The following is a 25,596-nucleotide window of genomic DNA, read 5'->3' as shown; positions in this document are numbered from 1 at the left end:
GTATGAGAAAAAACTAAAGACGCGAGAGTGGGACGGGAGAGGTTTGGGAGCTAAGCTCCCAAGTTATGGTGTGGGCTCGGGGACTATCTCGGGTGCTGATTCGGGTGCTGATTCGGGTGCTGGCGACGGATCCTCAATAACGGGCTCCTCTGTCACGGGTGCTGGTTCTTCAACGACTGGAGGTTCTTCGACAATTGGTGGTTCTTCAACTGGAGGATCTTCAGATGGCGACTCCTCCACAACTGGCGGCTCTTCAACTGGAGGCGTTGTGTCTCCTCCACCTCCTCCACCAGTATCCGCCGGAAGTGGCTCAACAGGCGCTGGCGTCGGCGATACGTTTGCATTATCAAGAAGTTCTTGCAACTGCGTCTCATTCACACACGTCGCTCCCACGCACAATTCATCCGTCGTGATTCTGTGCACAATAATTTCAAAGAAATGTGACACGCCGGAGCTTGCGTTAGCAAGTAGTGTCTCTACATCGGCAAAAATCAAATCAACCTTCGCGGAAAGTTCTTGGATTGCTTTGGCGAGAAGTGCTGTAAGTTTATTGTAGTCAACGCCCTGTGGAGTAACGCCGTCATCTTCGTAACTAACGACCTCGGGAATGATAATGGCAACGTCTTCAGCAATGAATCCAATGCGCGGTGAGATATCGGGGTTGATTTCTTCCTTGTAGTTAAACGATACCGGTCGGAGTTTCATGACGTCAGCCAAACCATACGGTATATCTATGATATTTTCCTTGAACCGTTCGGATGACGCACCACAGTCTGTTCCTCCGTTGGTGATTTCATACGTCGTCGGGTCAATACAGAGGTAGTTGTCTGGTCCTGATTCTGCTGACAATGTGCTGGAGAAGGCGGCGGTGCCAACAACCGACAGTGTGCGCCATGGAGATGTGGTCCCGATGCCGACGTTGCCACCGGTCGGTGAAATAACAAGATTTCCAGATGAATTCGTTTGCAAATCCGTGTACACAGAACCTACGGTATGTGTGAGTCGCAGTTGGGGGTTACTTGCATCAAGTGATTCAATTTTGCGTGCAGGAGAACCAATAGATGACGCGGAACCTGCGTAAAATCCGACAAAACTATTGAGAGCGTTATAGATAAGTGATGGATCACCTGCTCGAATATTAACATTCCCATTTGCCGAAAGTACGTTTCCTGAAGATGAGAAACGTAATGCGGTTACATTAGCTGTTCCGTTCACGTCTAACGGGTATGCTGGTATGACTGTTCCGATTCCCACATTTCCCGTCCCCGTCACCGTAAGAATATTCGCGTCCGTTGATGAGGCAATCTCAAAGATGTTCGCAGTGCCGGCAGAACCTTTCACCGAGAGCGTCGCTTCGGGAGAAGTGGTGCCGATGCCGACGTTACCGGTATTATTTATAGAAAACAATACGGCGGTAGTATCAAGAACACTATACGGCGTGGTCACGGTTGAAAATGTGTTACCCACAACACGCGTGTTTGCAGCTGAAGCCGCCACCGAGATACCCGTTTCTAATGTATCAAGTTGGTTTCCTTCAATACTAACACCTGTCGCCGTTGCTACATTAATTCCAACCCGACTCGCCCCCGCACCAGAACCTATTATTTTATTATTTCTTATAGTAAGTCCTGTCACCACATCAGTAACTGCGATTCCGTTGGACACCGTTGTTCCTGGCGATAGGATTGTGTTTCCATCGATTGTAATCGAATCACCTGACGCCACCCTAATGGCATCATAACTTACAGTCCCCGATGAGGCCGTTCCAAGTGAAATAACGTTATCCGAAAAGACTACACGTTTTGCCATTACATGTGTCACGTCATCAGGAATAAACCATATCAACGGATCAATTGGCGAAGAGGTTTGAACCGAGCTATCAAAAACATTTCCTGAAATTACGACGTCTGTTACATCGTGTATCTCAAAACCATTTCCACCATCATCTACCGTCCTAATAAAATTGTTTCCTGTAAAGACAAACCCTCTGCTTACCCCTCCATCATTTGTAAAATGTACAGAGGAATTAAAGAAAGTATTTCCTACGATACTAAACCCATACGCATTGGCGTGTGTATAAATTTGAACTCCTGTGTTAACGGTTGAAAAAGTGTTACCAGTAATAACTGCCCTTCTCGCCTTTCGTAGTTCAATGGCACTATCTCCAATCGCTGAAAAAATATTATCAGCGATTTCTATATCCTCGACACCAGCGGAGGTCAAAATTCCGTACGCTGACCCAGTCGAATTTTTGATGGTAGAACGTAAGATACGCGGGTTTAAAACGGTTGCATCATACCCTTGCGCATAGACGTTATAAATACCTGCAATTAAATTTCCATCAAGCGTCACATCTGAAATGGTGACATAATTTCCTGCTGTGTTGCCCTTGATTGAAGTGCGATTGAGAATATAAATCAGCGCACGCTCCGTCCCGCTTACCGCTTTAATAATGGTGCCGCTCCCTTGACCTTGAAGCCAGAGCCCATAGTGTGTGTAGATTTCCGATGTTGTGTTGTATGTTCCGTCTAAAAGAAGAACATGGCCACCAGTTGCTGGAAGTGCGTCAATCGCCGTCTGTATTTCTACTTCATCGGCCGTACCATCCGCAACATAATCACATTTGTTTTTATTTGTTGAATCGGATGCACAAACCGTGTATGTCACGCTTGCTGTTCCTATTATTTTCTTTAAACCAACGTCTCCTCGCGTAGCCAACCCTATATCGTCCGTAATTAATCCACCTGTTCCAATGATTGGAATACGCCCAGAAGTAAGTGCTGAACTTTTTATTGACCCCACAACGTCAAGTGCTTGACTTGGGCTTGTTGTCCCAATACCAACGTTTCCATTCATCAACACATTCAACCCTATCGCACCAGTTGTCAGTCCACCAGAGAACGTTGAGGTTGCCGTGGTTGAGGTCGCATTGAAATAATCAGCCCACAATGCACCGCCACCAGATGAGCCATTGGTGACACGAAGCACACCAGCGGACGTGCGTGCGAGACCAACGTCACCTGATCCTCCGATTGTTAGAAATGATTCGGCTGGAGATGTCGTGTCGGAGTTGGCATACGGAGTCGTGACCGAAATAAATCGGTTATCAGCGACTCGGGTGCCGCTGGCGCTCGCCGCAACACGGATGCCAGTCACACCTGTATCAAATATGTTCCCTTCAACTGTCGCGTTGACGGTGTTTGATAGGTCCACCAGTGCACCGCTGGCATTATCCGAGGTGCTCTTAATCGTATTGCCCTTGATTACCAAGTTGGTCGCCGCGGTCGTAGCTCTCACTCCCCAGTTATAGTCCTTTGGTGCGTAGATACGGTTATTGAGAATTGACACATTACTACCAGCTACGGTGATAGCACCGTATCCGTACCCACTAGCATTCGTCGCATCAGTAATCTCATTTCCGATGATTGTTGCGTTGCTGACCGTCGAGTAAACATAAATCAACGGAACCGACGTGTGAGCGGCCGTTGGCGTACTGGCGTCGATGATGTTATTCGCCACCACCAGGTTATTGATGCGTCGAAACGCAATTTCGACAGAACTACTCAACGCGCTTATCGTCCAAACGTTGTCGGAAAAGATAAATCCTTGAATCGTCGCCGAAACATCTGTAATGAGAAAATTCGTGTCCACAAGGACGTTGTTGGACACAATCCAATCCCGCGCCCCCGATTGTGCATATGTCTGAAACGAACAACGTCTAATGTCATTGTTGGTAACACGCACTTGTCCAGATGCTTTTAGTTCCAAACAAGAATCGGCCCAATCAGACAGTGTGCTATTAGTGATAGAAACATTGGTATGGTCAACAGTTTGAACTCCGTACGATGTGCCTGTTGCATTTTTTACTACCATTCGTTCAACATGAATGTCAGACCCTCCGGCGGCATACACGCCAAGAATCGTTGGACGGGCATTTGCATCAAACGTCATGTCTGAGACTATGAGGTTTGTATTGTGGCCACTTGTACCACCTGAGTACATATTGAAACCTCCTGCCGATGCAGATGCGATCTGAACAAGTGTTGCGTGTCCGGCTCCACTCAACCACGTATTGTTATTCGGTATAATCGGTCCCGTAATTGTGTACGTACCCTCCATCAACAACACATGACCACCACCGGCTGGCAAAAGTGCAAACGCACTGTTGATACACGTTTGATCCGCGGTTCCTGTACAAACAACATCCGCCTTGTTTTTATGAAGTGAGTCACTTGCTGCAACGGTCACGGTAACAGCCGCGGTCCCGCTAATCGTGCCATCTGGATTTACTGTTGTGCTCCCTGCTATCGAGCTATCCCCGTCAAGTACCAATGTCGCCGAGCCAGATGTACCACCAACAAGCGTTTGTCCGCCAGAACGTCCTGCAAGCAAGGCGTACTGGGTGTGATCGTCAGTGAGTAATCCTGCGAGAGACGAGTGCAGTACGTTGAGTGTCGATGTTGCTGTCGCAACCCACGCACTGCCATTCCACTGGATGAGGTTGCCAAGTGATGCGTTGCCTGCATGGGCAATCGTGGATGACGAATTGATGTAGTCGACAGGAAATCCCGCGAGACCAAGGGTGGTGGTGGCGACCCATGTGAGTCCGGTACCTGTTGACCAGAGTACTGCACCGTTTGTGCCACGCGTTGCATTGTTGTCATACAAACCGCCGGTAAGCGCGAGGTCACCTGCAACGGAGAGCTTGGCATATGGGGAAGTGGTGCCGATGCCGACGTTGCCCGTTGGGCGGTACACATCACCACCTGCAGATGTCCATGTACCGACAGCGCCACCACCAACAAGGTTGCCACTCCAGTAGAGGTCGCCCAACGAATCAGAGTAGAGTCGGTTTCCTGTTGCTCCTGGGGTGGTATTTACAAGATACACAGGACCGTTGACTGATAACGTGTCGGTTGGAGAGGTCGTGCCAACGCCAACACGATTGTTTATGTCATCAATAACGAGGGTTCCGCTATCAATGTTGGCAGAAAGAGCAGAGAGGTTGTTTGAGAGTGACAGTGATGTGCCGGTGAGTGTGCCCGTGAGTGTACCGCCGGAGAGTTCGAGAAAGTTGTCGGGAGAACGATTATCAGGAGACAGAGCTGCGATTCTAATTTTAGGAAGCAGTTCTGCGCGAAGTCCAGAAATGGCATTCGTCATGTCGAGAAAAGTGATGCCGGAGACGGTATTGGTTGTGATGGTGCGTGTTTCAATCGTGCGCTCTGGTCCTTGCACTATTGGTTGTGTCACTGTCGACGGTGGTAGGGTTGGCGAAGTGTTTGAGGGCAGATTGATGACGGTCTGTGGTGTATTGGTGATACCAAGCCACGAGCGTAGTGCAAGTCGTACTCTTCCAAAAAAAATCCCCATTCTTTCAAAAAAAGTTGGTGTGCTTGGTGTGGTAGTGCCCACACTTGGCGCATTAAAACTTTCCGCGACAGCTGCAAGGCTTTTCTTGAAAACCGATTGTGTGTTTCGAGCAAGTTGTTGTGTTGCACTCACAACGGTATCAAAACCCCCAAGTGTCAGGGCTACTGTTTTTTCTGCACCAGTGGTATACATGCCCGTAATCGTAGAGTTGATATTAACGAGAGTCCGTGCAAAAGTGTGTATGTTCTGTACAACTGCCTGAATTGTTTTTATTGGGTGTGTGACAAAAGTAAGGACGGTGTTCGGTACTTCTGCAAGAGTGTTGTATGTCTGTCGTGGTGCTGTGCGTGCAAACGTTTCAAAACCTCTTACTGTCATGTTGAGTGTGTCGCGAGTTCCATCTGCAAGTATCTTCACAACAACTCCCTCTAAAGAAAGAACCGTGTGTGGTACGCGAGCGAGTGTGTCATATGTTTTGCGTGCGTATGCAGGATGTGTTTCAAGTGCAAAGAGTCCAAGCAAAATAAAAAATATGCCAACGAGCGTGCTGGCTGCTGGAAGTTTTTTAGGAGAACGATATGGTGATGCTATGTTGTGTGCAGGCGTAGGAGTTGTGGTGACTGGATGCGGTACGTCAAGTGTCTCTGGTGTGTCCGTCAAAACAGGAAATTCTTCTACAGAAGCTAGAGTGGGGGCAGGTGTGCCGAAACCTTTATATTCTGCCCCCACCACAAACGCAAGAAAGCTTTTTTCTTCAACAAGTCGAACGTGACCCACGAGCATTGACTCGATTTTTCCCGCTCGACTGAGCTGTTCAATATAGTCACTGGTATAACCAGACAGTTTCGACGCCTCCTTTGTCGATATAAATTTCTTATTTTCAATGAAAAGTGGCTGACTCATAGAGCTACCTACAAGTATAAAGCACTATTGAGTTCATTTCTCTTAATAATGGCTTAACAGTGGATATCTCGTTTAGAAGACCGTAAAAAGTGTGTTGGACTGTTAAAAAATCACCCTGCCTTGGCGGGGTGAGTTGAACGTACTGTGGACGGCTCCGGTGCTAGTGGGAACGCTCCTAGGCTCGTTTTGCGCTGGCAGGAATGCCAACGACAAGTACATATACCAAGGCAAGAGAAACAAAAACCAGAAGCTTGAAGAGAATTGCAGTTTCCCTTAAAAGGTTCTTCATGGGAGCCCTTTCTCCGACTTGTCTGTAAGAACTGCCTAAAAACGACGATACGCCTCACTATCATGGAAGTCAATTTGTTAAAAATATAATAAAAAGAAAATGCGCCAGTGGTTACCCACTGGCGCACGAACGGCAATCCTCACAGGTTTTGCCGCACTGCCGCACTCACTGCGGTGTTTTATGAGCACCTCCCGTCTCCAAGAAAAAGAACCTTTGTTGAGAGTAACACATCATCAACGACGTGCAACTATCACTTTGCTCGCTGTTCAATAATTGCTTTTGCGACGCTGTCAGGAACCACTTCGTAGTGGTCAAATTCCATTGTTGAGTTTCCACGTCCTTCCGTCATAGAACGAAGCGCTGTACTGTATCCAAACATTTCAGAGAGTGGAACAAACGCACGAACCACTTTGAGCTGACCGCGGTCTTCCATCCCTTCAATTTGTCCACGCTTTGATGAAAGGTTTCCGGTGATGTCCCCCATGAATTGCTCTGGAATAACCACTTCAATTTTCATAATTGGTTCAAGAAGCACGGGGCGTGATTTTCGTGCAGCTTCTTGTAACGCCTGTGATGCAGCAATCTTGAACGCAATTTCAGATGAGTCCACATCGTGGTACGAACCATCATAGAGTTCAACGGACACGTTCACCATGCGATAACCAGCCACAATACCTCGGTCCATCGCTTCGCGAAGTCCTTTCTGAACTGCTGGAATAAATTCTTGTGGAATAACACCTCCTTTGATGCTGTTGATGAATTCAAATCCCTCATCTCGCTTTGTGTTCTTTGGCAAATCTTCATCTTTTATAGATGTGTCCATCGGCTTCACTTTAATCTTCACGTGACCATACTGACCTTTTCCACCAGTTTGTTTAACATATTTATTTTCAACATCTGCTTCCCCGAGAATCGTTTCACGATAGGCCACCTGTGGCTTACCAACGTTCGCATCAACTGAAAATTCACGACGCATGCGTTCAACAAGCACTTCAAGGTGCAATTCGCCCATGCCCGCAATGATGGTTTCGAGTGTTTCTGGATCTGATGTTACGCGGAAGGTTGGGTCTTCATCCGAAAGACGTTTGAGTGCCATGCCGAGTTTTTCTTGGTCTGCCTTTGTTTTTGGTTCAATACGGAGAGAGATAACTGGTTCGGGAATTTTAATTCGTTCAAGAATAATTGGGTGCTCTTCATCACAGAGCGTATCGGATGTTTTTGTGTCCTTAAGTCCAACCGCTGCTGCGATTTCTCCAGCAAACACTTTCTTCACTTCTTCTCGATCGTTTGCATGCAAACGCACAATACGCCCAACGCGCTCTTTTGTTTCTTTTGTAGCGTTATACACATACGAACCGGCTTCAAGGGAACCTGAGTACACGCGGAAGAATGTAAGCTGACCAATGAATGGATCTGATTGCACCTTAAATGCGAGAGCTGCGAAGGGTTCTTCATCGGACGCATGACGAACAATTTCTTCATTTGTATTTGGGTCAATTCCTTTTGCGGGAGGAATATCAAGCGGTGATGGGAGGTAATCAATAACCGCATCAAGTACTAATTGAACACCTTTGTTTTTGAGCGCAGAACCAGTGAACACCGGAATGATGAGGTTTGCAATAACCGCCTTGCGAAGCACCGCTTTTAGTTCGGCAAGTGGAATTTCTTTTCCTTCCAAGTACAGATGCATGAGTGCTTCATCCTCGGAGACAATTTTTTCAATAAGTTCGTGACGATATTTTTCTGCGTCTGCTTTTAAGTTTTCAGGAATGTCATCTTGTCGGAGAACACTACCTTTATCTCCTTCAAAATAAAATGCGCGCATCGTGAGCAAATCAATCACACCTTCATGTTTTTCTTCCTCACCAATTGGAATTTGCATGCGAACTGCGTCCTTGGTGAGGCGGTCAAGAATAGAGGCGTATGAGCGTTCAAATGATGCACCAATGCGGTCCAACTTGTTGATGAAACACATACGTGGCACCTTTCCTTCTTCTGCATAACGCCAGTTTGTTTCTGACTGTGGTTCAACTCCTGACACACCGTCAAATACCACAACGGCACCATCCAACACACGGAGAGAGCGCTTCACTTCAATCGTAAAGTCAATGTGTCCTGGGGTATCAATAAGATTGAATCGGTGCTTGAGTGCCGTGTTCGTCGTGTCATACGACGGTGTCCAAAAACACGTCGTTGCCGCGGCGGTAATCGTAATACCACGTTCACGCTCTTGGTCCATCCAATCCATGACGGTATCTCCTTCATGCACTTCACCAATTTTGTGAGACACTCCTGTATAAAAAAGCACGCGCTCAGACACGGTTGTTTTTCCTGCGTCAATGTGCGCCACAATTCCAAAATTTCTTACTTTCTCAAGTGGGTAATCTCTATTCATAGTTTAATGATTTAGAACATGTTGATACCGAAGCATGCCCCGTACCACGCATTGCGTTGGTGCGGGGTTACGTACTTTTTCTAGAGGATAGTCGCGGTCCATATAAAGTAGAGGTTAGAAGTTGGAAGTTACCTGCCTGCCGGCAGGCAGGGATGTTGGAATAACAATGATATAAAAACGCCCACACGGGCAACGACACTATAGCACCATTGGACTTTTTGGCAATGTACACGAGAAAAAATATATAGGTATGAAGAAACCCCGCTCGCTCATATGAGCTCGCGGGGTGCGACTACCAGACTCAGATAGCCGCTGCGGCTGCCTTAGGAAACTGCTTCTGCACACGAGCGAGAAAGGTCGGTGCTTCGATGTGGAATTCCTCCGTCTCCATCTCGAGAATTTTTCCACCCGTCTTCGCAAGATCGAAAACGAGACCGTGAGTGTTGCAATGGTGGCACGCCCCTTTGAGATCCATGTGATTCTCTTCGCAGTAACAGGCTCGCTTACAAACCTGTCGAAGTCTTTCTTCTTCCCCCTTGAGAAAGTCGACGGCCTCTCGAAGCTTTTCCAGCGAAACGGTGGTCATTGTTTTTCCTTTCTTTGTAGACAGAGTACAAAACCTAAAAACACACTACTCTTTCTCGATATTTATGTCAACAAAAAACCGCCAGTTGGCGGTTTTCGTGTTTGAAAAAATGATGACTACGTTCTTTTTTTCGGTCTCGCAAGTGCGAAGTGAGCAAATGCTTTGTTGGCTTCTGCCATTTTGTGAACGTTGTCACGCTTTGCCATGGCACCTCCCTCCCCTTTACTTGCGGCAAGCAATTCTCCTGCGAGTCGTGTTGCAAAATCTGCACCTTTCTTTGCACGAGCGCCTTCAAGAATCCAGCGAAGTGCGAGGGCCAATTGTCGTGCGGGACGAACCGGATGAGGAACCTGGTAGTTTGCACCTCCCACACGTCGTGAGCGAACTTCCATTGTTGGCGCAACACTTTGAATTGTTTGTTCCAAAAATGCCGAAGGATCTTCAATGTTGTTCTTTGTCTTCAAAATATCAAATGCATCATACACAAGCTTTTGAGCAACACTCTTCTTTCCATCTTTAATCACGTGCGCAATAAGCTTACTGACCGTAACTGAGTGGTACACTCGGTCTGGAAGCATTGGGTGTTTTTCTCGTTCTTTTAGTTTGCGACGCATAATGATGAGTTAAAATTCGAAGTTCAAAATTTAAAATCCAAAAAATGTTTGATTGTTTATAATTTAAAGTTCTTTTGAGCTTTGTGCTTTGGATTTTGTGCTTATTTGGTTACTTTTGGTCTTTTTGCCCCATAGTGACTTCGTCCTTTTCTTCGCTTCTCTACTCCTTCAGCATCAAATGTTCCACGAACAATAGTGTAACGAACTCCGATGTCTTTTACACGACCGCCTCGCAACAGCACCACCGAGTGTTCCTGCAACTTGTGTCCCATTCCTGGAATGTACGCCGTTACTTCCTGACCGTTCGTCAATCGTACACGCGCAATTTTTCGAATAGCCGAGTTTGGTTTCTTTGGGGTTGTTGTCTTCACTTGTGTACACACACCACGCTTAAATGGAGATGGGTATCGTGATGGTCGGTTCTCAAGTGTGTTAAAACCACGACCAAGAGCAGTCGTCTTTGTCTTACGAGCTGATTTCTTTCGATTCTTTCGTATGAGTTGGTTGATTGTAGACATGTGGCTGACTTTGTTAGTGAGCGAGGCGAGACTTTCAAAGTCGTCATCCCGCACTCTTTTTTTCTTTCCCCTACCACTCTGAGAGTGCGGGGTCCGGTTTAAAAAATCCCTGCCTGCCGGCAGGCAGGCGCAGGAGCGGCTTCAGGGAGAATACTATAGAAAGAGCCCTCGTGCAAGTTCCCGATTTGCCCCTGCACAGCAGGGTTGCAAATCGCAATCCCCTTGGGGGACCCGCCTGATTTAAAAAGAAATGCCGGTAATAAGGGTAAACAAGAAGCCGACGAGGGGCGCAATGAAACGCCATCCGACGATAACCACAATAAACACAAAAATAAACCCAAATCGTTCAATTTGCTGAAAACGTGATGCCCACTGGAGTGGGAGTACAGCCATAAGCACCTTTGAACCATCCAATGGTGGTACAGGGATAAGGTTAAATACCATCAGCGCAATATTGGTCACCACAACAAGAACTGCGACAGAGAGAACGCCCTGAGGAAGTACCCCTCCCGCAAAACGAACGAGTAAACCAAAAATAAGAGCAAGGAGAAGATTGGTTGCAGGACCAGCAAGGGCAACGTACGCTTCGCTCCACTTCCCCGCACGCAAATTGTACGGATTGTATGGAACCGGTTTTGCCCATCCAAAAATAAATCCTCCCGAAAGCCATGTGACGGTTGGAACAATAATAGAACCAATGAGGTCAAGGTGAGAAATTGGATTGAGTGTGAGACGACCAGCGAGTCGTGCGGTCGGGTCGCCTAATGCATTTGCCATGTAGCCATGCGCCACTTCGTGCAAAACGACAGACAACATTACAATAGCAATAACAATAATGGTTTCAGACATGATGAGGAAAGCACAAAGCTCAAAGTACAAAATCCAAAAAAATTATTTAGAAGATTTTATTTTGGCTTCAGTGTTCCACATGATAGTACTAAATATTCGAGCAAGTTCCAACGACTCACGGTATAAGCGTTTTCGGACTCCTTCGAGTTCCTCGGTGTTAATTGAAATAAGGCTAAGCCAATAGCTACTTTCTCGAGATTCTTTACGACAAATTCGTATACGAAAAACAAAATCTTTACGACTCAAACACTCATTTGCCTCAATGTAATTAGCCCCCACTGATCCTGACGACCTGACGAGTTGTTTACCGTCCTCTATATTTGCCTGAGTTTTTTGAAGAGTGGACGTAAAATGTCGAACATTCATTGCAAATGTCCTACTTCGTTCTTCTAAATCAAATATTTTCTTCTCTTGTTGAACTTCGTTTGTCATTTTTTGAGCTTTGTGCTTTGGATTTTGGGCTTTGACTGGCACATTTTACTGTGCTAGTATCAAGTTTCAATAAAGTCAAATTTCTCATAAATGATTTATGTCCAAAGAATGCGTAATAACAGGAGCAACAACACTAACCGCTGGTCGCTACAGCAACAGAACACGTGCGACACAGTTTAACCCTGGCGTAAAACGAGGTAAGAAGCGCCGAAAGGCCAACTTACAGAAGCGCAAGCTTTTTATTCCTGAACTCGGAAAAAGTGTACACGTTGTCGTGTCAAACCGTGGCATGAAAACAATTCGCAAAAATGGTGCGTATGCCGCCCTCAAGAAAGTCGGCGCCCTCAAATAGGTTTCAACAAAAAACACTCGGCAGTATGCCGAGTGTTTTTGCTTTCTACTTTTCCCGACGTTTCAGTCGGGACCCCGACCGTAGCGTCGGGGCTACCAACTAGTGCATCGAGGCCACGAGTAACGCAAGATATTGTTTGAGAAGCTCAATCAGCTGCAGTTGGAACTGTTCGAGAAGTGTTTGGGTATTTTGAGGAACAAGAACATGTCTCCTTCCTGAAGAACCCCCACCCACGGATTCAGATGTACACGTTCCTGAAGGAGTAACTGTTATTGTTGTGGTGTCGCTTGCAGAAGCAAGACCAAGGCGAGATTCGGTATCACTACATACTTCACTTGTTACATACAGTGCATTCCCGTCGTGTGAAAAAGCAACCCTATCCGCTGAAGCAACGACAATAGCGGAACCATTCTCGATGGTAACTGAAAAATCATTTTCATCAACGGTTATACTTGCGATTTCGGCACTGCTTCCATAGATAGTTAAATCGTACACACCAACGGTAATAATCGCCGCTGTTTCAAGTGTGACCTCGTCAAACGTCGCGTATGTTTTTGGAGTAAGAACAAAACCACAAACAAATAACATCGCCACAAAAACAAGAGTTTGTATATGTTTCATATCTGGTGTGTATTAATGTAATTAGTTTGCGTTAAAAGTACAAGCCGTTACTGTATCTGAAACTAACACATACGCAGTACTGTTACAGACACAAAGCGTGATTTTTGTTTATAAATGCCACCTTAATAAATTACAAATTACGAGCACGTGCCCGTCCCATCAACGGGTGCCCAGGAAGTACCGTTACAGAAACATAAGTCGGGGCCGGTTGTATCCAACATAAGCGCAGCAAATCCGGCAGGTGCAATACCGCTGGAACAGGCAGGAAGGGTTGCGGCAGACGGGATGGCAAAAGGGACGTTTGACTTCACCGGACCACCACCAGAAGAATCAAATGAGAGTGCTGTCCCGTCACCTCCCGCGTCAATCACGGTGTCGTTTCCTGCAGTGATAAGGGCGGGGACTTGCAGGTTTGAGGTAGAAATAGAAATGGAATCTGAACTATACACCGTAATAGATGCGAGTCCTGAGGTTATGCTTGCAGAGGTATCTTGCACGGTAACATTTGATGAAGTATCAGGACTAAAGAGAGAAACAGCGGTTCCACCCAAAGTAATACTTGGCGGTGTTGCGCCATCACCATACAAAACTGCTTCAGTGTCGCCGAACAGGGCTCTGGGTTGTTCAACACCTGCGAGTCCCTGTATATTCCCCGATAATGTTGAAGTACCTGTTACGGTAAGGATTCCCCCTGTCACAATGTCCGTCCCAATAGTAGTTGCGGCGGTAACGCCAAGCGCAGTTGCGAAGAACAGTGCGACGACAGGTGTGAGATATTTGGTTATTTTTTCTGACATAGTGTTTATATAGATAAGGTAATAACGTCCATACATAATAGCACGTGTGTATGAAACCATACACCGTTCACCGTGGAAACCCCACCCCGGCAGAGTTGAACTTCTGTGCTTACTACATACCACTTTCTACTTTTACTGTTTTCCCGTCGCTTTCAAAAATGATTATACCGAGGTCGTATGTGGCGAGGGTTTGAATGCTTGATGATGCAAAAAGTTGCATAACCTCTTTGTGTGGGTGGCCATACTGATTATCTTTTCCCGCAGAAATAATCGCGTACGTCGGAGAAACTGCTCGTACAAATTCAGGAGAGCTTGATGTTCGTGAACCATGGTGTCCCGCTTTCAAAATATCACTCTTGAGTGTTGCTCCGTCAAGCGCCACCACATATTTTTCAATACTTTGTGGTGCGTCACCTGTCAGCATCACTTCTGTGTTTCCATACACAACCTGCACAACAATAGATGCATTGTTATTGTTTGTCACAGCGCTTACGTCACGGTCAGGAAATAAAATGCGCACGTATGCACCATCTTGAAAATTAATTATTTGTCCTCGCCGAGCTTCAATATATTTTCCGCCCTTCTGTATTTCCTGTTCGACAAGTTGTATGTAGTATCCGTACGTTCCACTGTCCGATTCAATTCCTGGATCCATAACGTACGACACATCATAGCGACGCAGTATCTCGGGCAATCCGCCGATGTGGTCTTTGTCCGGATGTGTGTTGAGAACGACATCAACGCTTCTATCAAAAAACGGCATCACACGAGAGAGTTGTTGTATGACATGCTTGTCTGGACCACCATCAATAAGCATCTGCTTTCCCGACGGGCTTTCAATAAATATAGAGTCGCCTTGTCCAATATCTAAAAATGCAACGGTTAAAACTGGCTCACGTTCAAATTGGTGTGCAACATACCAAATACTTCCCGTTATAAAAACAAGAAGCGCGAGTGCAAAAAGATATAGTTTCCATGAGCGCATGTGTTCAGTATATATCCGTGAGATAAAATCCAGATTAGTTTGGAGGAGCTTAGCTCCTCCAAAAGAAATAAATCCAGCACTTAACATAAGTGCTGGATAAAAAAACACCGGGCTCCCTGTGAAGGGTGCCCGGCGCGAAGAAAACCAAGAAACTTACGGAACGGCGGACGACCACTCCAACGTATCGCCGTACTCGAAGCCGTCGGCAAACACCAACGAGTAGGTGTTGTAGTATGCGGCTCCGGCATTGGTAGCAACCTCACCGGAAAACGGCGCACCGGCAATCCCCTCCCCACCACCGACAGCGCAGGAGAATCCGACACGATCGAGTACCTGTGGGTCGTTGTCGAACAGGGTGAACTCGGAAGTCCAGTTCCCCAGACCGTTTGCCCGAGAGAAGGCGTTGGACTTTCCATCGTCCACCGAACCCACGTCCGCGTACGGACAGCCGAACATGACGTTGATCCCGGAAATCCCGACGGACGTACCGCACTCGGCGAAGCCGAGCGAGGGGGCAAAGGTATGCTCGACGGTGTACGACCCGCCGACGTGTCGGCGGAACGTCACCACAACACCCTGTCCTTGTCCAGCACCAGACCCTGGAGGAAGTGTGTCGAAGTTGTGAAGCGGAGCGCCGGAGATGAAACGTGGTCCGCTCCCTCCGCATGAATACCCGAGACGCTCGAGGCCTGTGAACTTGGTCACGTACCCCCAGTTTCCTGCGCCACCAGTATTTTTTCGGTGAACGTAGAGTGCACCGGGAATGCCGCTGTTGTACTGCAGAGGAACACCGACACCCAAGTCGTCGCCCGCGACACACAGGGCGAACCCCGCGTAATCGCTAGCCGAAAGATCGGGCATCGAAACGACGTGTTCGGTCCAACTTGCAGACCGCGCGAACGAAGACACTTTGTTCTTGAGGTACGACGCGCCAAAGGCGGTTTGACCATCGTCGGTCACCGCGACCGACTGACCGAAGTCATCGCCCGGGACGAGCCCCGCCGCCGTTTTCTTCACGACGAATTGATACTCACCCAGAGATGCGTTCCAGTCGAAGACGAAGATGGCACCGGTGCCATCGTACCCCTTGGCGCCGACGACGGCCGTCGCGCAGTTGGGAGTGACGGCCAACGACTCACCGAAGAATCCGGAGAGCTGGTAGCTAGGTGCCCCAAACGAGTTGAGGTAGACACCCGCGTGGGTGTACACTTCAACATTGTTCTGACCGGACTGTCCGATCAGGAACTTGCCGTCGCACGACGCCGTCGACTTGGCGAAATTGCCGTTGTCGATCGGGTTGTTTGGAGTAATCTCGAATGCCATCGCCGGAACGGCGACGATCATGAGAACGAGGACAGACAGCGCTATCGCGAGCTTTCGCATGTTGCTCTCCTTTCGAGAGAGTTGTGGAGCAGTATGCTCCAGTTTTGTACTTCTTTTGTTTCTTAGTTTACAAGCTACTTCCGAGGACGATTATACTTGGAATTACGTAAAAGTCAAGGTCTTTTGTGTGCTCTATATATTGTATGAAAAACAAAACGACGCGGTAGGGACTTCCCCACCGCGCCGCAAAAAGACCTTCTTCACACTAACCTTTGAGCGTCCGGTCAACGTGACCTTGGAGCTCCTGTAGTCGTTTGATGAGCGTGGTCAAACGATTGGCAACAAGTTCCCGCTCGGTCCATGAGTGCGTCTTCCACAGACGCTCCCAATCGTCGTCGGAGAATTCCGAGAACCGATCGAGAACGATACTGGTGTTTGCCATCGTCCGTTTGATAGTCCGGATGTGGTCATACGGTTGTGCCTCTCGCCCACGCCCCGTCTTGATCTTGAGCTTGTCGGCATACTTGTCGATCAAGGTCTTTGCTTCGCGCAGGTTGAGCTTGCGCTTCATAATTTCTCGCGCGAGCCCCACCTGCTCTTCAGGACGTTCGTGAAATGCGGTGAGATACTGAGCCACCGAGGGACGCAGGATTGCTTTTGAACTTCCCTGCTTCACCGGATCCATGAGATTCTGAACGCGCACGTCGAGCTTCTCGATGAGGATGAGGTGGTTGTAGACGCTCGCGGTCGTCATGCCAAACATCTGACCAATCTTCGCGACGGTGCGCTTCAGCGGTCCTTCCTTGAGTCGCATGAAGATGCGCGCTTGTTCAATCGGTGTGTGACCTTGCCGAAGGAAGTTTGCGATTGCCGCCTGTTCAATCTCCTCCTCATGAGGAAGCTCGGGAACGACAACGACACGTAGCGGACGCTTGAGCTTCGTGCACACTCGCCACCGTCGTTCACCATCACGAATGCGGAATGTGCCGTCGGGAAGTGAAACCGCCGGAACGGTCTGAATCTGCCCCGCTTCGGCAATTGAGTTGAGGAGACCCTCGAGCTCATCTTTGTCGAAGTACGTGCGTGGCTGTTCACTCAGAGGAACTACCAGCGCACAGTCAACTTCAAGAACGGTGTCGACGGGAACTTGTTTCCCTTTGACGAGATGGATAGTCTTCTGTGTCTTTACTGTACCGCTTCCTCCACCCCCCGCCGTGTGCGAGTGACTCCTGATACGGTCTGAGATGTCGTCGATAGAAGAACCGTGCCCGCTTTCTCCATCTCTCTTTGGCGCCCAATCGGGACGCTTCTCAATACCGTTCTTGAGATGAAAATCACAGAGTCCGCGGTCCTTGTTTTCTGCCACACCACCCCTCTCTCCTAAACCGTGGTTCAGAAGACACGCCCAGCAGAGTCGCCACGGCGACTCGCAGTGAAACTCCCTCGTGCACCGTTCCGTGTTGTTCTGCGGAACAGAGCAGAATGCCTTACATGCCCCAACACTAATTCTAGACCGATGGACAGGACAGTAAAAGAGGTCTTCTGACCGTACCGCCCGGGCCTTTGCTGCCACACGACGAAGTGTTTGAACCATGGCACCCTCCATATTCGTTGATTAAAAGACCAAACCTATCTGCATGTATAGCAGAAGAAAAGCAATTTGTATACAAAAACCACCCCGCACAGAAATGTGCGGGGTGGTTTTGTTTTGTTTATAGTATATCGGCGTAGAAGGCAAAACGTGCGTTTCCTCGCATATCGCGAACCACGTGGTCTGCGTCACGTCCTTGCGCCCACTTTGGGGTATTCACAACAGAAATTGGTGAATAGAAGTGAAGCACATCTGCAGACAAGGGGCGTAATATTGGATTAGCAACATACACCGCCTCCGCAATTGCAACCGCACTTTTCCATGAAGGATTCTCATCTTCAAGTGTCAGTGATGAGTTAATACCATACTGCGCGTCAACAGAAGAAAATCCTGAAAACTGACCGGGTTGTAACACTACTCCTTTGTAGGTGTCGCGGAACTTGCCTGATTCAACACGGTTACGAATAACCCACGCAACGAGTGTTTGCTCAGCGGGAACTTTGGTTTCCGAATAAATAGCTCGGGCAAACCACAAAATTTCATCCTGTACATCAACGACCGGTGTTGCCTCATCCCCTGCAATCGCAGCCGTAACAACGGATGGATTTGAGAGAAGATTAACACCTGTACCAAACGTTAATACGTGAATAAGACCGAAAGCACATACTTTGGCTGAAAAACTTGGAAAGCTTGCTAGAATTTTTGATTTCATATAGTTTTGCCTCGCCTCGCTGTACCTATTCTCATAGATACAAAAGGCCGCCCACAAGGGACGGTCTTTCGAAGAAAGGTCCTTTATTATAACCCTAGGGCAAGTTTTGTCAATAGAGGAAAATACTTTCTAGAGTCTGTCAACCAGTACCTTTAAAAGTGGCTTAGTTGAGCCATTTTTTAGATTATGCTATACTTTTACCATTATTAGTATCTTGGAGACTTTTTCTGGGCATCTGACCTATGTCTCCTATTTGTAACCTTTATGACCGACTACAAACCACAAGAATTCAACCTCCCCGCCCTCTCCGGTCTATCTCAAAAGACTATTGAGACCCACCTTAAGCTCTACGAGGGATACGTAAAAAATACAAACCTTATTTTGAGCCAAATTGAGGAGTATGCGAAGGATTCTACGAAGAATGCATACGCTCTCGGTGAGCTCCAGAGACGTTTTGCCTTTGAATTTGACGGCATGCGCAATCATGAGTTTTACTTCGGCGCACTCGAAGGTGGTTCTCAACCTCTCCCTTCTGACTCGCCCCTCGCTGTTGAAATAACCAAAACATGGGAAAGTATTCCTCAGTTCATGGCTCGATTTAAAGCAATCGCTCTCACTCGAGGCATTGGCTGGGCCGCACTCCTCTATGATCCTGCGGGCGATCGACTTCTCACACAGTGGGTTGATGAGCAACACCTCGGTCATCTTGTCGGACTTCATCCAATCATCATGCTGGACATGTGGGAGCACGCATATCTCATGGACTATGCACCTGCAGACAAGATGAAGTATATTGATGCCTACCTTGAAAATTTCAACTGGACTAAAGCGAATGAGTTGTTTGTCCACGAACGAGTTTCATAGACTTGTGGCAACTACAGCAATATCAGATATACTATAAACGACATTCGTACACGGGTGTCGTTTAATAATTACTACATAATCATTACTGTTGTATGAAAAAACTTATTGCATTTTTAATGGTGGTTGGTATTTTACTTTCTGCTACGCCCGCACTCGCAGAAAGCGATTCTTCATCACCTAGATCGAATGGAAAAATCGTAGACCTTACGTGCATGCAAACGGCGGTTGAGAAACGTGAGAATACAATTATTACTGCGTGGGACACACTACATACCACTGCCACAACTGCACTCAAGGCACGTCGAGATGCACTTGTTGAAGCGTGGAAAATAGAAGACAGAAAAGAACGCAATGCGGCAATCAAGGCTGCGTGGAAAAGTTTTAAAGATGCGAAGAAAGGCATGTGGAGAACGTGGAACAGTGCCCGCAAGAGTGCCTGGAAAACATTCAAAACAGACGCAAAAGCATGTCGTGCAACTGACACGGGTTCAGAATCAGAGTCAGCAGACAACGTATAACTACACATTCTGGTTGTCACCCAACACCCGCCTCTTTGGTGGGTGTTGTTGTTTCCAAATCCACCAGAGAAGTACACTGTACACAACAAGGAGTATGGCAGGATGCAAACCAACATCAACTGATGCAAAGGGTACACGCGAGAAAAAGTCACTTACCTCCAAAATGTATTCGGAAACAACAAATGTTGGAAATGAAAGAAGTGTTGCGACTGGTGCTACAAATGGACCAATACCACCCAAAAGATACGTGAAAAACATGGAGAGCGGAATGACTGGCAACACAACAACATTCGCAACAAGCGAAATGAAACTCACCTGCCCATTCATATGTACCAATAGTGGTACCACAAATACTTGTGTGGCAAGTGTTGCAGAAAGTGTTTGACGCAATGAAAACGTGTTGGTAACACGCGCGAGTTTTTTCTCAATAATCGGTGAAAGTGTGATGAGCCCAAACGTCGCCAGAAAACTAAGCTGAAACGACGGGTCAAACAGCAGTACGCGCGGATTGTGTAGAACCATCACAAACGCAACAAGAAACAGCGCGCGAACAATGTCGTATTTCGCTTCCACTATTCGAGCAAGAAGCGCGAGCACTGCCATACTTGCTGCACGAACCGCTGTGGCCGTTGCACCAGTCATAATAGTAAATAAAAGTACCACCACACCTCCCCCTCCCAACATAAACGCACGTGGTAAAAACGAGAGAAGTCGCATCACCGTATCTGACACAACCGTAATGTTGTATCCAGATAACACGACAATATGAATCAAGCCCACCCGCCGAAACATTTCATCTGTTGCATCATCCATACCATCTTTTGCACCAATAGAAATTCCTGAAAGGAGTGATGCGTTCGGTTCGGGTAGATGTGTGGCAACAGTATCAACGAACCGTCGTCGAACAGAAAACAACGCGCGATACAAAAAGTTTCCTTTGCCACGTGAAATAATGTCTATTATAGGAAACAGCATCTGCTGAAAAATGCCGTCTTTAGCAAGATACGCTGGATAGTTGAACGTTGAGCCGTTATCAGTAACAAATGATTCGGGTTTTTTGAGATTTCCAGATACCCGAAGCACGTCGCCATACACAAACGGAGGGAATGGCGAAGTAATAATACTCACGCGTGCTGTTTCTTTTTCGTGCAAAACTTTGAGCGTCACATTTTGAGATTTCTCCGTAAACGAGGGCTCACCGACAACAATTCCTTCAATTATTGTTTGTCCGAGTTGTGCATCAAGGAAATTTCCATCGTTCGCAAATGAAACATCTGCACGAATGAGCCCAGCAGAAAAAAGAACAAAACAGATACCACACGAGAGCACGGCGCGGGTACTCCCGCGCCGTGCGGCACCTGCCACACATACACAGACTCCAACAATTCCCACACAAACCTCAAAAATCATTGGCACCTCAAACACACTTCTCACCGCAACACCCACAAGAAAACCAATGACTCCAGCATATACAAAAATACTCGGCATGGTCTTCTAGCGTACCCTTTCCTCATAAAGACAGGATAAAATTGGAGGACGGTAGTTTCTCTGCTAGGATTCAGACAGATGAGAGAAAGGGGAACCTATGGGGTTTGCAAAACTTGTTGTTGTCGTACCCGCAGAGCTCGTTTACACCGAGTTTACTGAGAGGTATGGCACGGAGGTTACATTCCAACAATTCAAGGTTGTTTTTACTCGTAGGACAGAATCCTTGTTCTTCACGGACAAAGAATGCTGTCTTGTTCGAGTGACTGCGGGAATGTACCTGCTTGACCTTGATCTTGCCGAACTTCAAAAAAGAAAAGCCGTGGTCATCATCGCCGTATGACTTCCAGCACCACTGATGTGTTTCAGAGTGGTGCTGGTTTTTTATCTATGATGATTTTGTTTGGAATGTGATGCTTGGTTATTGATTATTTGGATGTATGGTGTACATCCATCGCTTCGTTGGCAAGTGCATCCGCCTCTGCATTTTGTGCTCTAAAAATATGCTTGAAGGTGACGTGTGGAAACCGCGAAAGAAGTGCGTCAACTTTTGCAAACTGTAATTTCAACCCAACGTCTTTCACTTTGTATTCATGACGAAGTTGTTTAATTACCAATTCGCTGTCCATACGAACCTCCACGTTATGTTCTTCTCTTCCTTTTTTAGGCATACGGATATCGAGTTCCGTAAGCGCTCGAATAAGTGCTTCATATTCGGCTTGATTATTTGTCGTCTCACCAATGTGTGCGTGCCCGCGTTTAACGGTAATATTTCCTTCAACAATCACAAAACCAATTCCCGCAGGACCCGGATTTCCTCTCGCACCTCCATCTGTGTAGACAATGTAATTCATCCCGATATTGTAGCAAAATAAATACGAAAAAGACCCGCCCTGCACTCTTGTGCATCGGCGGGCCCAAACTTCTTCAGGAACTGCAGGGAAAGGCACGGTCACCTGCATCCCAGCGAATGGTGTCTAAGTAATACACTAGCACGCTCCACCCGCTGTCGTCAGTGCTCCAGTAGGCGTCGACCACAAAGACCTCACCGTTGAGTCCGCAAACATAGAAGGTGTTCGCGCTCCCATTGGTCAGGAAGTCCCCATCCTTGCCGTCCCACTGACGCCCGAGAGCGCTGGCAAGGTAGAGGCAGAACGAGCGAGCATCTTCGAAGACATGGTTCTCGCCGAGCTCCTTGCGGATTTCGCCCTCGTCCATGTCCTTCGGCAGGTCAAACGGCGTGCCAACCGTTGCCAGCAAGTCGCCCCCCATCGCGAGCGCTGGAGCGAGAATTTGCTCTTTAAACTCCCACGAGACCCCGAGACCCTCTCGAGTTTTGAAGAACTCGAGGAGGTTGAGCATCGGAGTGGCAACCACCCCATACGAAACCCAGCACGGCTCCTTGCGAAGAAAGTGTTTTGACTCTCGAACCCACTCGGGGGTAGGATTCATGAGCTTCTCCGCAAAATCGGTGATGAGATTCTGGGACTCCTCGCTGGCATCCATAAACGCCACAACTGTTCTGCCGAGCGTGTCGTGAGACATGGTCGACTCCTTTCTTCTTATCCCGAGAGTAGTATACCGTCGGGTGCTTCTGCCCGCACTATATGCTTAGGACGTGAGTACGTCAACAATGCGCAATCGGATGCCATTCGTGTAGCCAAATGTTTCTTTTTCAAGAGATGCAAGAAGTGTGATGCTCTGCCCTGCTGACAACCCTTCCAATGTAGGATTTCCTTTCGCAAAAAACTTCACTGCAGAAATCATTTTGTTTGCTGATGTTTTAAAAAGTAATTTAATATGCTGTTTTTCTTTTCCAAACATTTCTACTCTATCAATTTGTATCTGTTCAAATGCAAACACTGGTTTTGGGTTTCCTGCACCAAAAGGAGCCAGTTGTGTAATGTCTGAGTACGTAGTTTGTGTAACATCATCAAGAGAAAGTACTGCATCAACGGTAAGCTTTTCTTCAGAAACTTCTTTTGATGCAAGTTTTGTATGTGCCTCTGAAAGTGCACCTTCCAACAACATGAGATTTTCTACCGTGATAGAAAAACCGCCCGAATACTTGTGTCCCCCAAATTCAATAAAGAGATGTCGTACTTCACTCATCAACTCCATCACACCAACACGCCCATCGGACCGCACGGAGCCTTTAATAACGGCCGCGTCTCCCCGTCCCCACACAAAGGCACTTTTTCCGTAGGCTTCAACCGCATGTGTTGCAGCGAGTCCAAGTAAGCCTGGACGCCAGTGCGTATTCCCCACAACAATAACTGGAAATTCATTTGGTGTTTCCTCAAATTTTTGTTTTATTTCCTTGGACATCTGCGCAACCGCACCTTTTCGTTCGTTGTTGATAGTATCCAAGTGACGCACCAGTGTTTCTGCTTCCGTCAGATCTGTTGTTGAAAGAAGTTGAAATGCTGCCTCTGGTTCATCCATGCGTGATGCTGCATTAATCCGTGGAGTAATCATAAATACCACATCATCTTCGGTGAGCGTGTGTTGTTTTATCCGCAAATGTGAAAGAAGTGTGCGAACACCGAGACGTGGTGACTTTCGTAACACAAGAAGTCCATAGTGCACAAACACACGATTTTCTCCCGTGAGCGAGACCATGTCAGAGAGTGTTGCGATACCAACCATATCCAAAAGCCACTTCTCCCACCCTGGGGCAATGGACGGGTGGAGCATAAATGCAGGTGTGAGCTCTTTCTTTTTACTTTTGTCCTCTAGTTTTTGAAGAAATGCTTGTGCGACTTTGAACGCAACACCTGCGCCACACAAATTTTTGTTTGGATACGTGTCCCCTTCTTGGTTTGGATTCACAATTGCAAATGCTTTCGGCACCTCTTGATTTTCCATATGGTGGTCGGTGATGATGACATCAATACCCGCTTCGGTTGCGCGAGCAATATGTCCAACATCTCCCATACCACAATCAAGTGTGATGATGAGTCCGACTTTTTTCTCAATAAAATTTGAGATTGCCGTTTCATTGAGACCAAACCCTTCTATATTTCGGTGTGGAATAGTGATAGAGAAATTTTCATATCCAATTTTTTTGAGGACGTCGTGCATCACCACCGCAGAAGGAATACCGTCTGCGTCAAAATCAGAAAAGAGTGCAATGTGTTCATTGCGCTCTATCGCCAAAAGAATACGCTCAATTGCTTTGTCCATGTTGTGGAGCAAAAACGGGTCGTGCACATCACGGTCGTAGTCTGGCGAAATAAACGCCTCCGCTGCGGGTGCAGTCACAATACCTCGGTGAAATAAGAGATTTTGAACAATCTCCGAGTATTCGGCGAGCTCCCGTGCCCTCTCCCCGCTTGGTTTTTCAGCAATTGTGTACTCTTTCATTGAGAGCAGTATACCGCTACAATGGCAGGTATGTCAGACTGTATTTTTTGTAAAATCGTGGCGGGAAAAATTCCTGCAGAAAAGGTATACGAAGATGAATATACCTTTGCTTTTTTAGACCTCAATCCTGTGAATCCTGGGCACACACTTGTTCTTCCCAAAAAACACTTTTTGAACATATTTGATACACCCGAAGAAACACTTAGTCACGTGGTAATCACAGCAAAGAAAGTGGCTACCGCCTTGAAAAAAACTGGTTGTGACGGTGTTAATATCGTTTCAAACAATGGTGGTATTTCGGGGCAAATTGTGTTCCATGCCCACATACACGTCATTCCACGCTTAGCAGACGACGGGCGCGAGCAGTGGCACGGCAAACCCTATGCTGAAGGAGAAATGCAACAGACCGGAGAAAAAATTCGAAATGCATTTATATAAATGAAACGCCCCACACTTCCGTGCGAGGCTTGCTTCTTGCTTCGAAAACCTACCAGCGACTGTAGCTGTAGGGATACCTATCTCTGTTCTTCGCCTCCCTGTCCCTTTCGAAGCGCCGGAATTCCTCGCTCTGACGCAGAGCCTCCTGATAGAGACGCCCTACATCGGCTCCCTTCAACCGACGCTTCTGGCACTGGCGCTTGCGCTCGGCAGAACGAGCCTGACCTGGCGTCTGCTGCCGAGTCTTCCGACGAGACCGTGAGATCTTGGAATGAAAGCTCCTGTGCAGTGACATATGCCACCTCCTTTGAAAAGGCTACGTTGTCGTCAACAGCATCATGCCTCCTGATGAGATACCTCCGCGGAATCGTTGGGTGGAGTCTTTTTGTTCCACTCATGACGACGCAGACTTCGGTCTAGAAGCAGACGGTGTCCTTCATCGAGAAGTTTCCGAAAATCCTCGAGTGAAAGCACGACAGGACCACTTCCATTCGATCCGTAGATGGCAAATTCGTCCTGTTCCTGGCGATACGCGAGCGATGGGTCGTCTTTGTTCATAATTCCCTCCCTGAAAGAACTGTATCC

At 47.3% G+C, this 25,596-nt stretch carries 22 protein-coding genes; 5 read left to right on the top strand and 17 right to left on the bottom strand.

Annotated elements, in window-relative coordinates; translation table 11 throughout:
* Positions 1 to 63: 63 nt before the first annotated feature.
* The 6 genes from NUW02_01620 to NUW02_01595 form a co-directional block, all read right to left on the bottom strand.
* A complete protein-coding gene (locus tag NUW02_01620; GenBank protein ID MCR4274730.1) occupies positions 64 to 6,276 on the bottom strand; it encodes a right-handed parallel beta-helix repeat-containing protein in 6,213 nt (2,070 codons plus the stop codon).
* Between the two features lie 539 nt (positions 6,277 to 6,815).
* Positions 6,816 to 8,960 carry an elongation factor G gene (gene fusA / locus NUW02_01615; GenBank protein ID MCR4274729.1) on the bottom strand — a complete coding sequence of 715 codons (2,145 nt, stop codon included), beginning with the start codon at positions 8,958 to 8,960 and terminating at the stop codon, positions 6,816 to 6,818.
* Positions 8,961 to 9,662: 702 nt separating this feature from the next.
* On the bottom strand, positions 9,663 to 10,160 hold the full coding sequence (gene rpsG / locus NUW02_01610; GenBank protein ID MCR4274728.1) for a 30S ribosomal protein S7: 498 nt from the start codon (positions 10,158 to 10,160) through the stop codon (positions 9,663 to 9,665).
* 101 nt (positions 10,161 to 10,261) lie between these two features.
* Positions 10,262 to 10,678: a 30S ribosomal protein S12 gene (rpsL, locus tag NUW02_01605; protein ID MCR4274727.1), complete on the bottom strand. Its 417-nt coding sequence runs from the start codon at positions 10,676 to 10,678 to the stop codon at positions 10,262 to 10,264.
* Positions 10,679 to 10,918: 240 nt separating this feature from the next.
* Positions 10,919 to 11,527: a site-2 protease family protein gene (locus tag NUW02_01600; protein ID MCR4274726.1), complete on the bottom strand. Its 609-nt coding sequence runs from the start codon at positions 11,525 to 11,527 to the stop codon at positions 10,919 to 10,921.
* Between the two features lie 42 nt (positions 11,528 to 11,569).
* Positions 11,570 to 12,001: a four helix bundle protein gene (locus NUW02_01595; GenBank protein MCR4274725.1), complete on the bottom strand. Its 432-nt coding sequence runs from the start codon at positions 11,999 to 12,001 to the stop codon at positions 11,570 to 11,572.
* A gap of 55 nt (positions 12,002 to 12,056) precedes the next feature.
* Between NUW02_01595 and NUW02_01590 the strand changes: the two genes are divergently transcribed.
* Positions 12,057 to 12,311, top strand: coding sequence for a 50S ribosomal protein L28 (locus tag NUW02_01590; GenBank protein MCR4274724.1), 255 nt, complete (start codon positions 12,057 to 12,059; stop codon positions 12,309 to 12,311).
* A 99-nt stretch (positions 12,312 to 12,410) separates the two neighbouring features.
* On the opposite strand, the gene NUW02_01585 is transcribed toward NUW02_01590, so the two are convergent.
* From NUW02_01585 to NUW02_01560, 6 genes are all read right to left on the bottom strand, one after another.
* A complete protein-coding gene (locus tag NUW02_01585) occupies positions 12,411 to 12,932 on the bottom strand; it encodes a hypothetical protein (GenBank protein ID MCR4274723.1) in 522 nt (173 codons plus the stop codon).
* Between the two features lie 137 nt (positions 12,933 to 13,069).
* On the bottom strand, positions 13,070 to 13,789 hold the full coding sequence (locus NUW02_01580) for a hypothetical protein (protein MCR4274722.1): 720 nt from the start codon (positions 13,787 to 13,789) through the stop codon (positions 13,070 to 13,072).
* 52 nt (positions 13,790 to 13,841) lie between these two features.
* Positions 13,842 to 14,801 (bottom strand): MBL fold metallo-hydrolase, encoded by a 960-nt coding sequence (locus NUW02_01575; protein MCR4274721.1) that lies wholly within the window; start codon positions 14,799 to 14,801, stop codon positions 13,842 to 13,844.
* A 66-nt stretch (positions 14,802 to 14,867) separates the two neighbouring features.
* Positions 14,868 to 16,097, bottom strand: a complete 1,230-nt coding sequence (locus NUW02_01570) for a hypothetical protein (GenBank protein ID MCR4274720.1) — start codon at positions 16,095 to 16,097, stop codon at positions 14,868 to 14,870.
* Positions 16,098 to 16,302: 205 nt separating this feature from the next.
* A complete protein-coding gene (locus NUW02_01565) occupies positions 16,303 to 17,631 on the bottom strand; it encodes a ParB/RepB/Spo0J family partition protein (GenBank protein MCR4274719.1) in 1,329 nt (442 codons plus the stop codon).
* Between the two features lie 118 nt (positions 17,632 to 17,749).
* Entirely contained in the window at positions 17,750 to 18,340 is a 591-nt protein-coding gene (locus NUW02_01560) for a cell wall hydrolase (protein MCR4274718.1), read from the bottom strand.
* A 264-nt stretch (positions 18,341 to 18,604) separates the two neighbouring features.
* On the opposite strand from NUW02_01560, the gene NUW02_01555 reads away from it, so the two are divergent.
* Both NUW02_01555 and NUW02_01550 read left to right on the top strand, forming a co-directional pair.
* Positions 18,605 to 19,204, top strand: a complete 600-nt coding sequence (locus tag NUW02_01555; GenBank protein MCR4274717.1) for a Fe-Mn family superoxide dismutase — start codon at positions 18,605 to 18,607, stop codon at positions 19,202 to 19,204.
* A gap of 92 nt (positions 19,205 to 19,296) precedes the next feature.
* Positions 19,297 to 19,722 carry a hypothetical protein gene (locus NUW02_01550; protein ID MCR4274716.1) on the top strand — a complete coding sequence of 142 codons (426 nt, stop codon included), beginning with the start codon at positions 19,297 to 19,299 and terminating at the stop codon, positions 19,720 to 19,722.
* Here NUW02_01550 and NUW02_01545 read toward each other — a convergent pair whose 3' ends face one another.
* Entirely contained in the window at positions 19,723 to 21,210 is a 1,488-nt protein-coding gene (locus NUW02_01545; protein ID MCR4274715.1) for a ComEC family competence protein, read from the bottom strand.
* A 97-nt stretch (positions 21,211 to 21,307) separates the two neighbouring features.
* Between NUW02_01545 and NUW02_01540 the strand changes: the two genes are divergently transcribed.
* Entirely contained in the window at positions 21,308 to 21,550 is a 243-nt protein-coding gene (locus NUW02_01540; protein ID MCR4274714.1) for a hypothetical protein, read from the top strand.
* 85 nt (positions 21,551 to 21,635) lie between these two features.
* Here the strand turns inward: NUW02_01540 and NUW02_01535 are convergent, their stop codons facing one another.
* From NUW02_01535 to recJ, 3 genes are all read right to left on the bottom strand, one after another.
* Positions 21,636 to 22,061 (bottom strand): ribonuclease HI family protein, encoded by a 426-nt coding sequence (locus NUW02_01535; GenBank protein ID MCR4274713.1) that lies wholly within the window; start codon positions 22,059 to 22,061, stop codon positions 21,636 to 21,638.
* Positions 22,062 to 22,134: 73 nt separating this feature from the next.
* Entirely contained in the window at positions 22,135 to 22,752 is a 618-nt protein-coding gene (locus tag NUW02_01530) for a hypothetical protein (protein MCR4274712.1), read from the bottom strand.
* Positions 22,753 to 22,818: 66 nt separating this feature from the next.
* Entirely contained in the window at positions 22,819 to 24,573 is a 1,755-nt protein-coding gene (gene recJ, locus NUW02_01525; GenBank protein ID MCR4274711.1) for a single-stranded-DNA-specific exonuclease RecJ, read from the bottom strand.
* 30 nt (positions 24,574 to 24,603) lie between these two features.
* Between recJ and NUW02_01520 the strand changes: the two genes are divergently transcribed.
* A complete protein-coding gene (locus tag NUW02_01520) occupies positions 24,604 to 25,011 on the top strand; it encodes an HIT family protein (GenBank protein ID MCR4274710.1) in 408 nt (135 codons plus the stop codon).
* Positions 25,012 to 25,347: 336 nt separating this feature from the next.
* On the opposite strand, the gene NUW02_01515 is transcribed toward NUW02_01520, so the two are convergent.
* Positions 25,348 to 25,569: a hypothetical protein gene (locus tag NUW02_01515; protein ID MCR4274709.1), complete on the bottom strand. Its 222-nt coding sequence runs from the start codon at positions 25,567 to 25,569 to the stop codon at positions 25,348 to 25,350.
* Between the last annotated feature and the right edge of the window lie 27 nt (positions 25,570 to 25,596).

This window comes from Candidatus Campbellbacteria bacterium, from assembly GCA_024653945.1.
Taxonomy (GTDB): Bacteria; Patescibacteriota; Minisyncoccia; order Phycocordibacterales; family EsbW-18; genus EsbW-18.
This window is presented reverse-complemented; position numbering and strand designations above follow the sequence as displayed.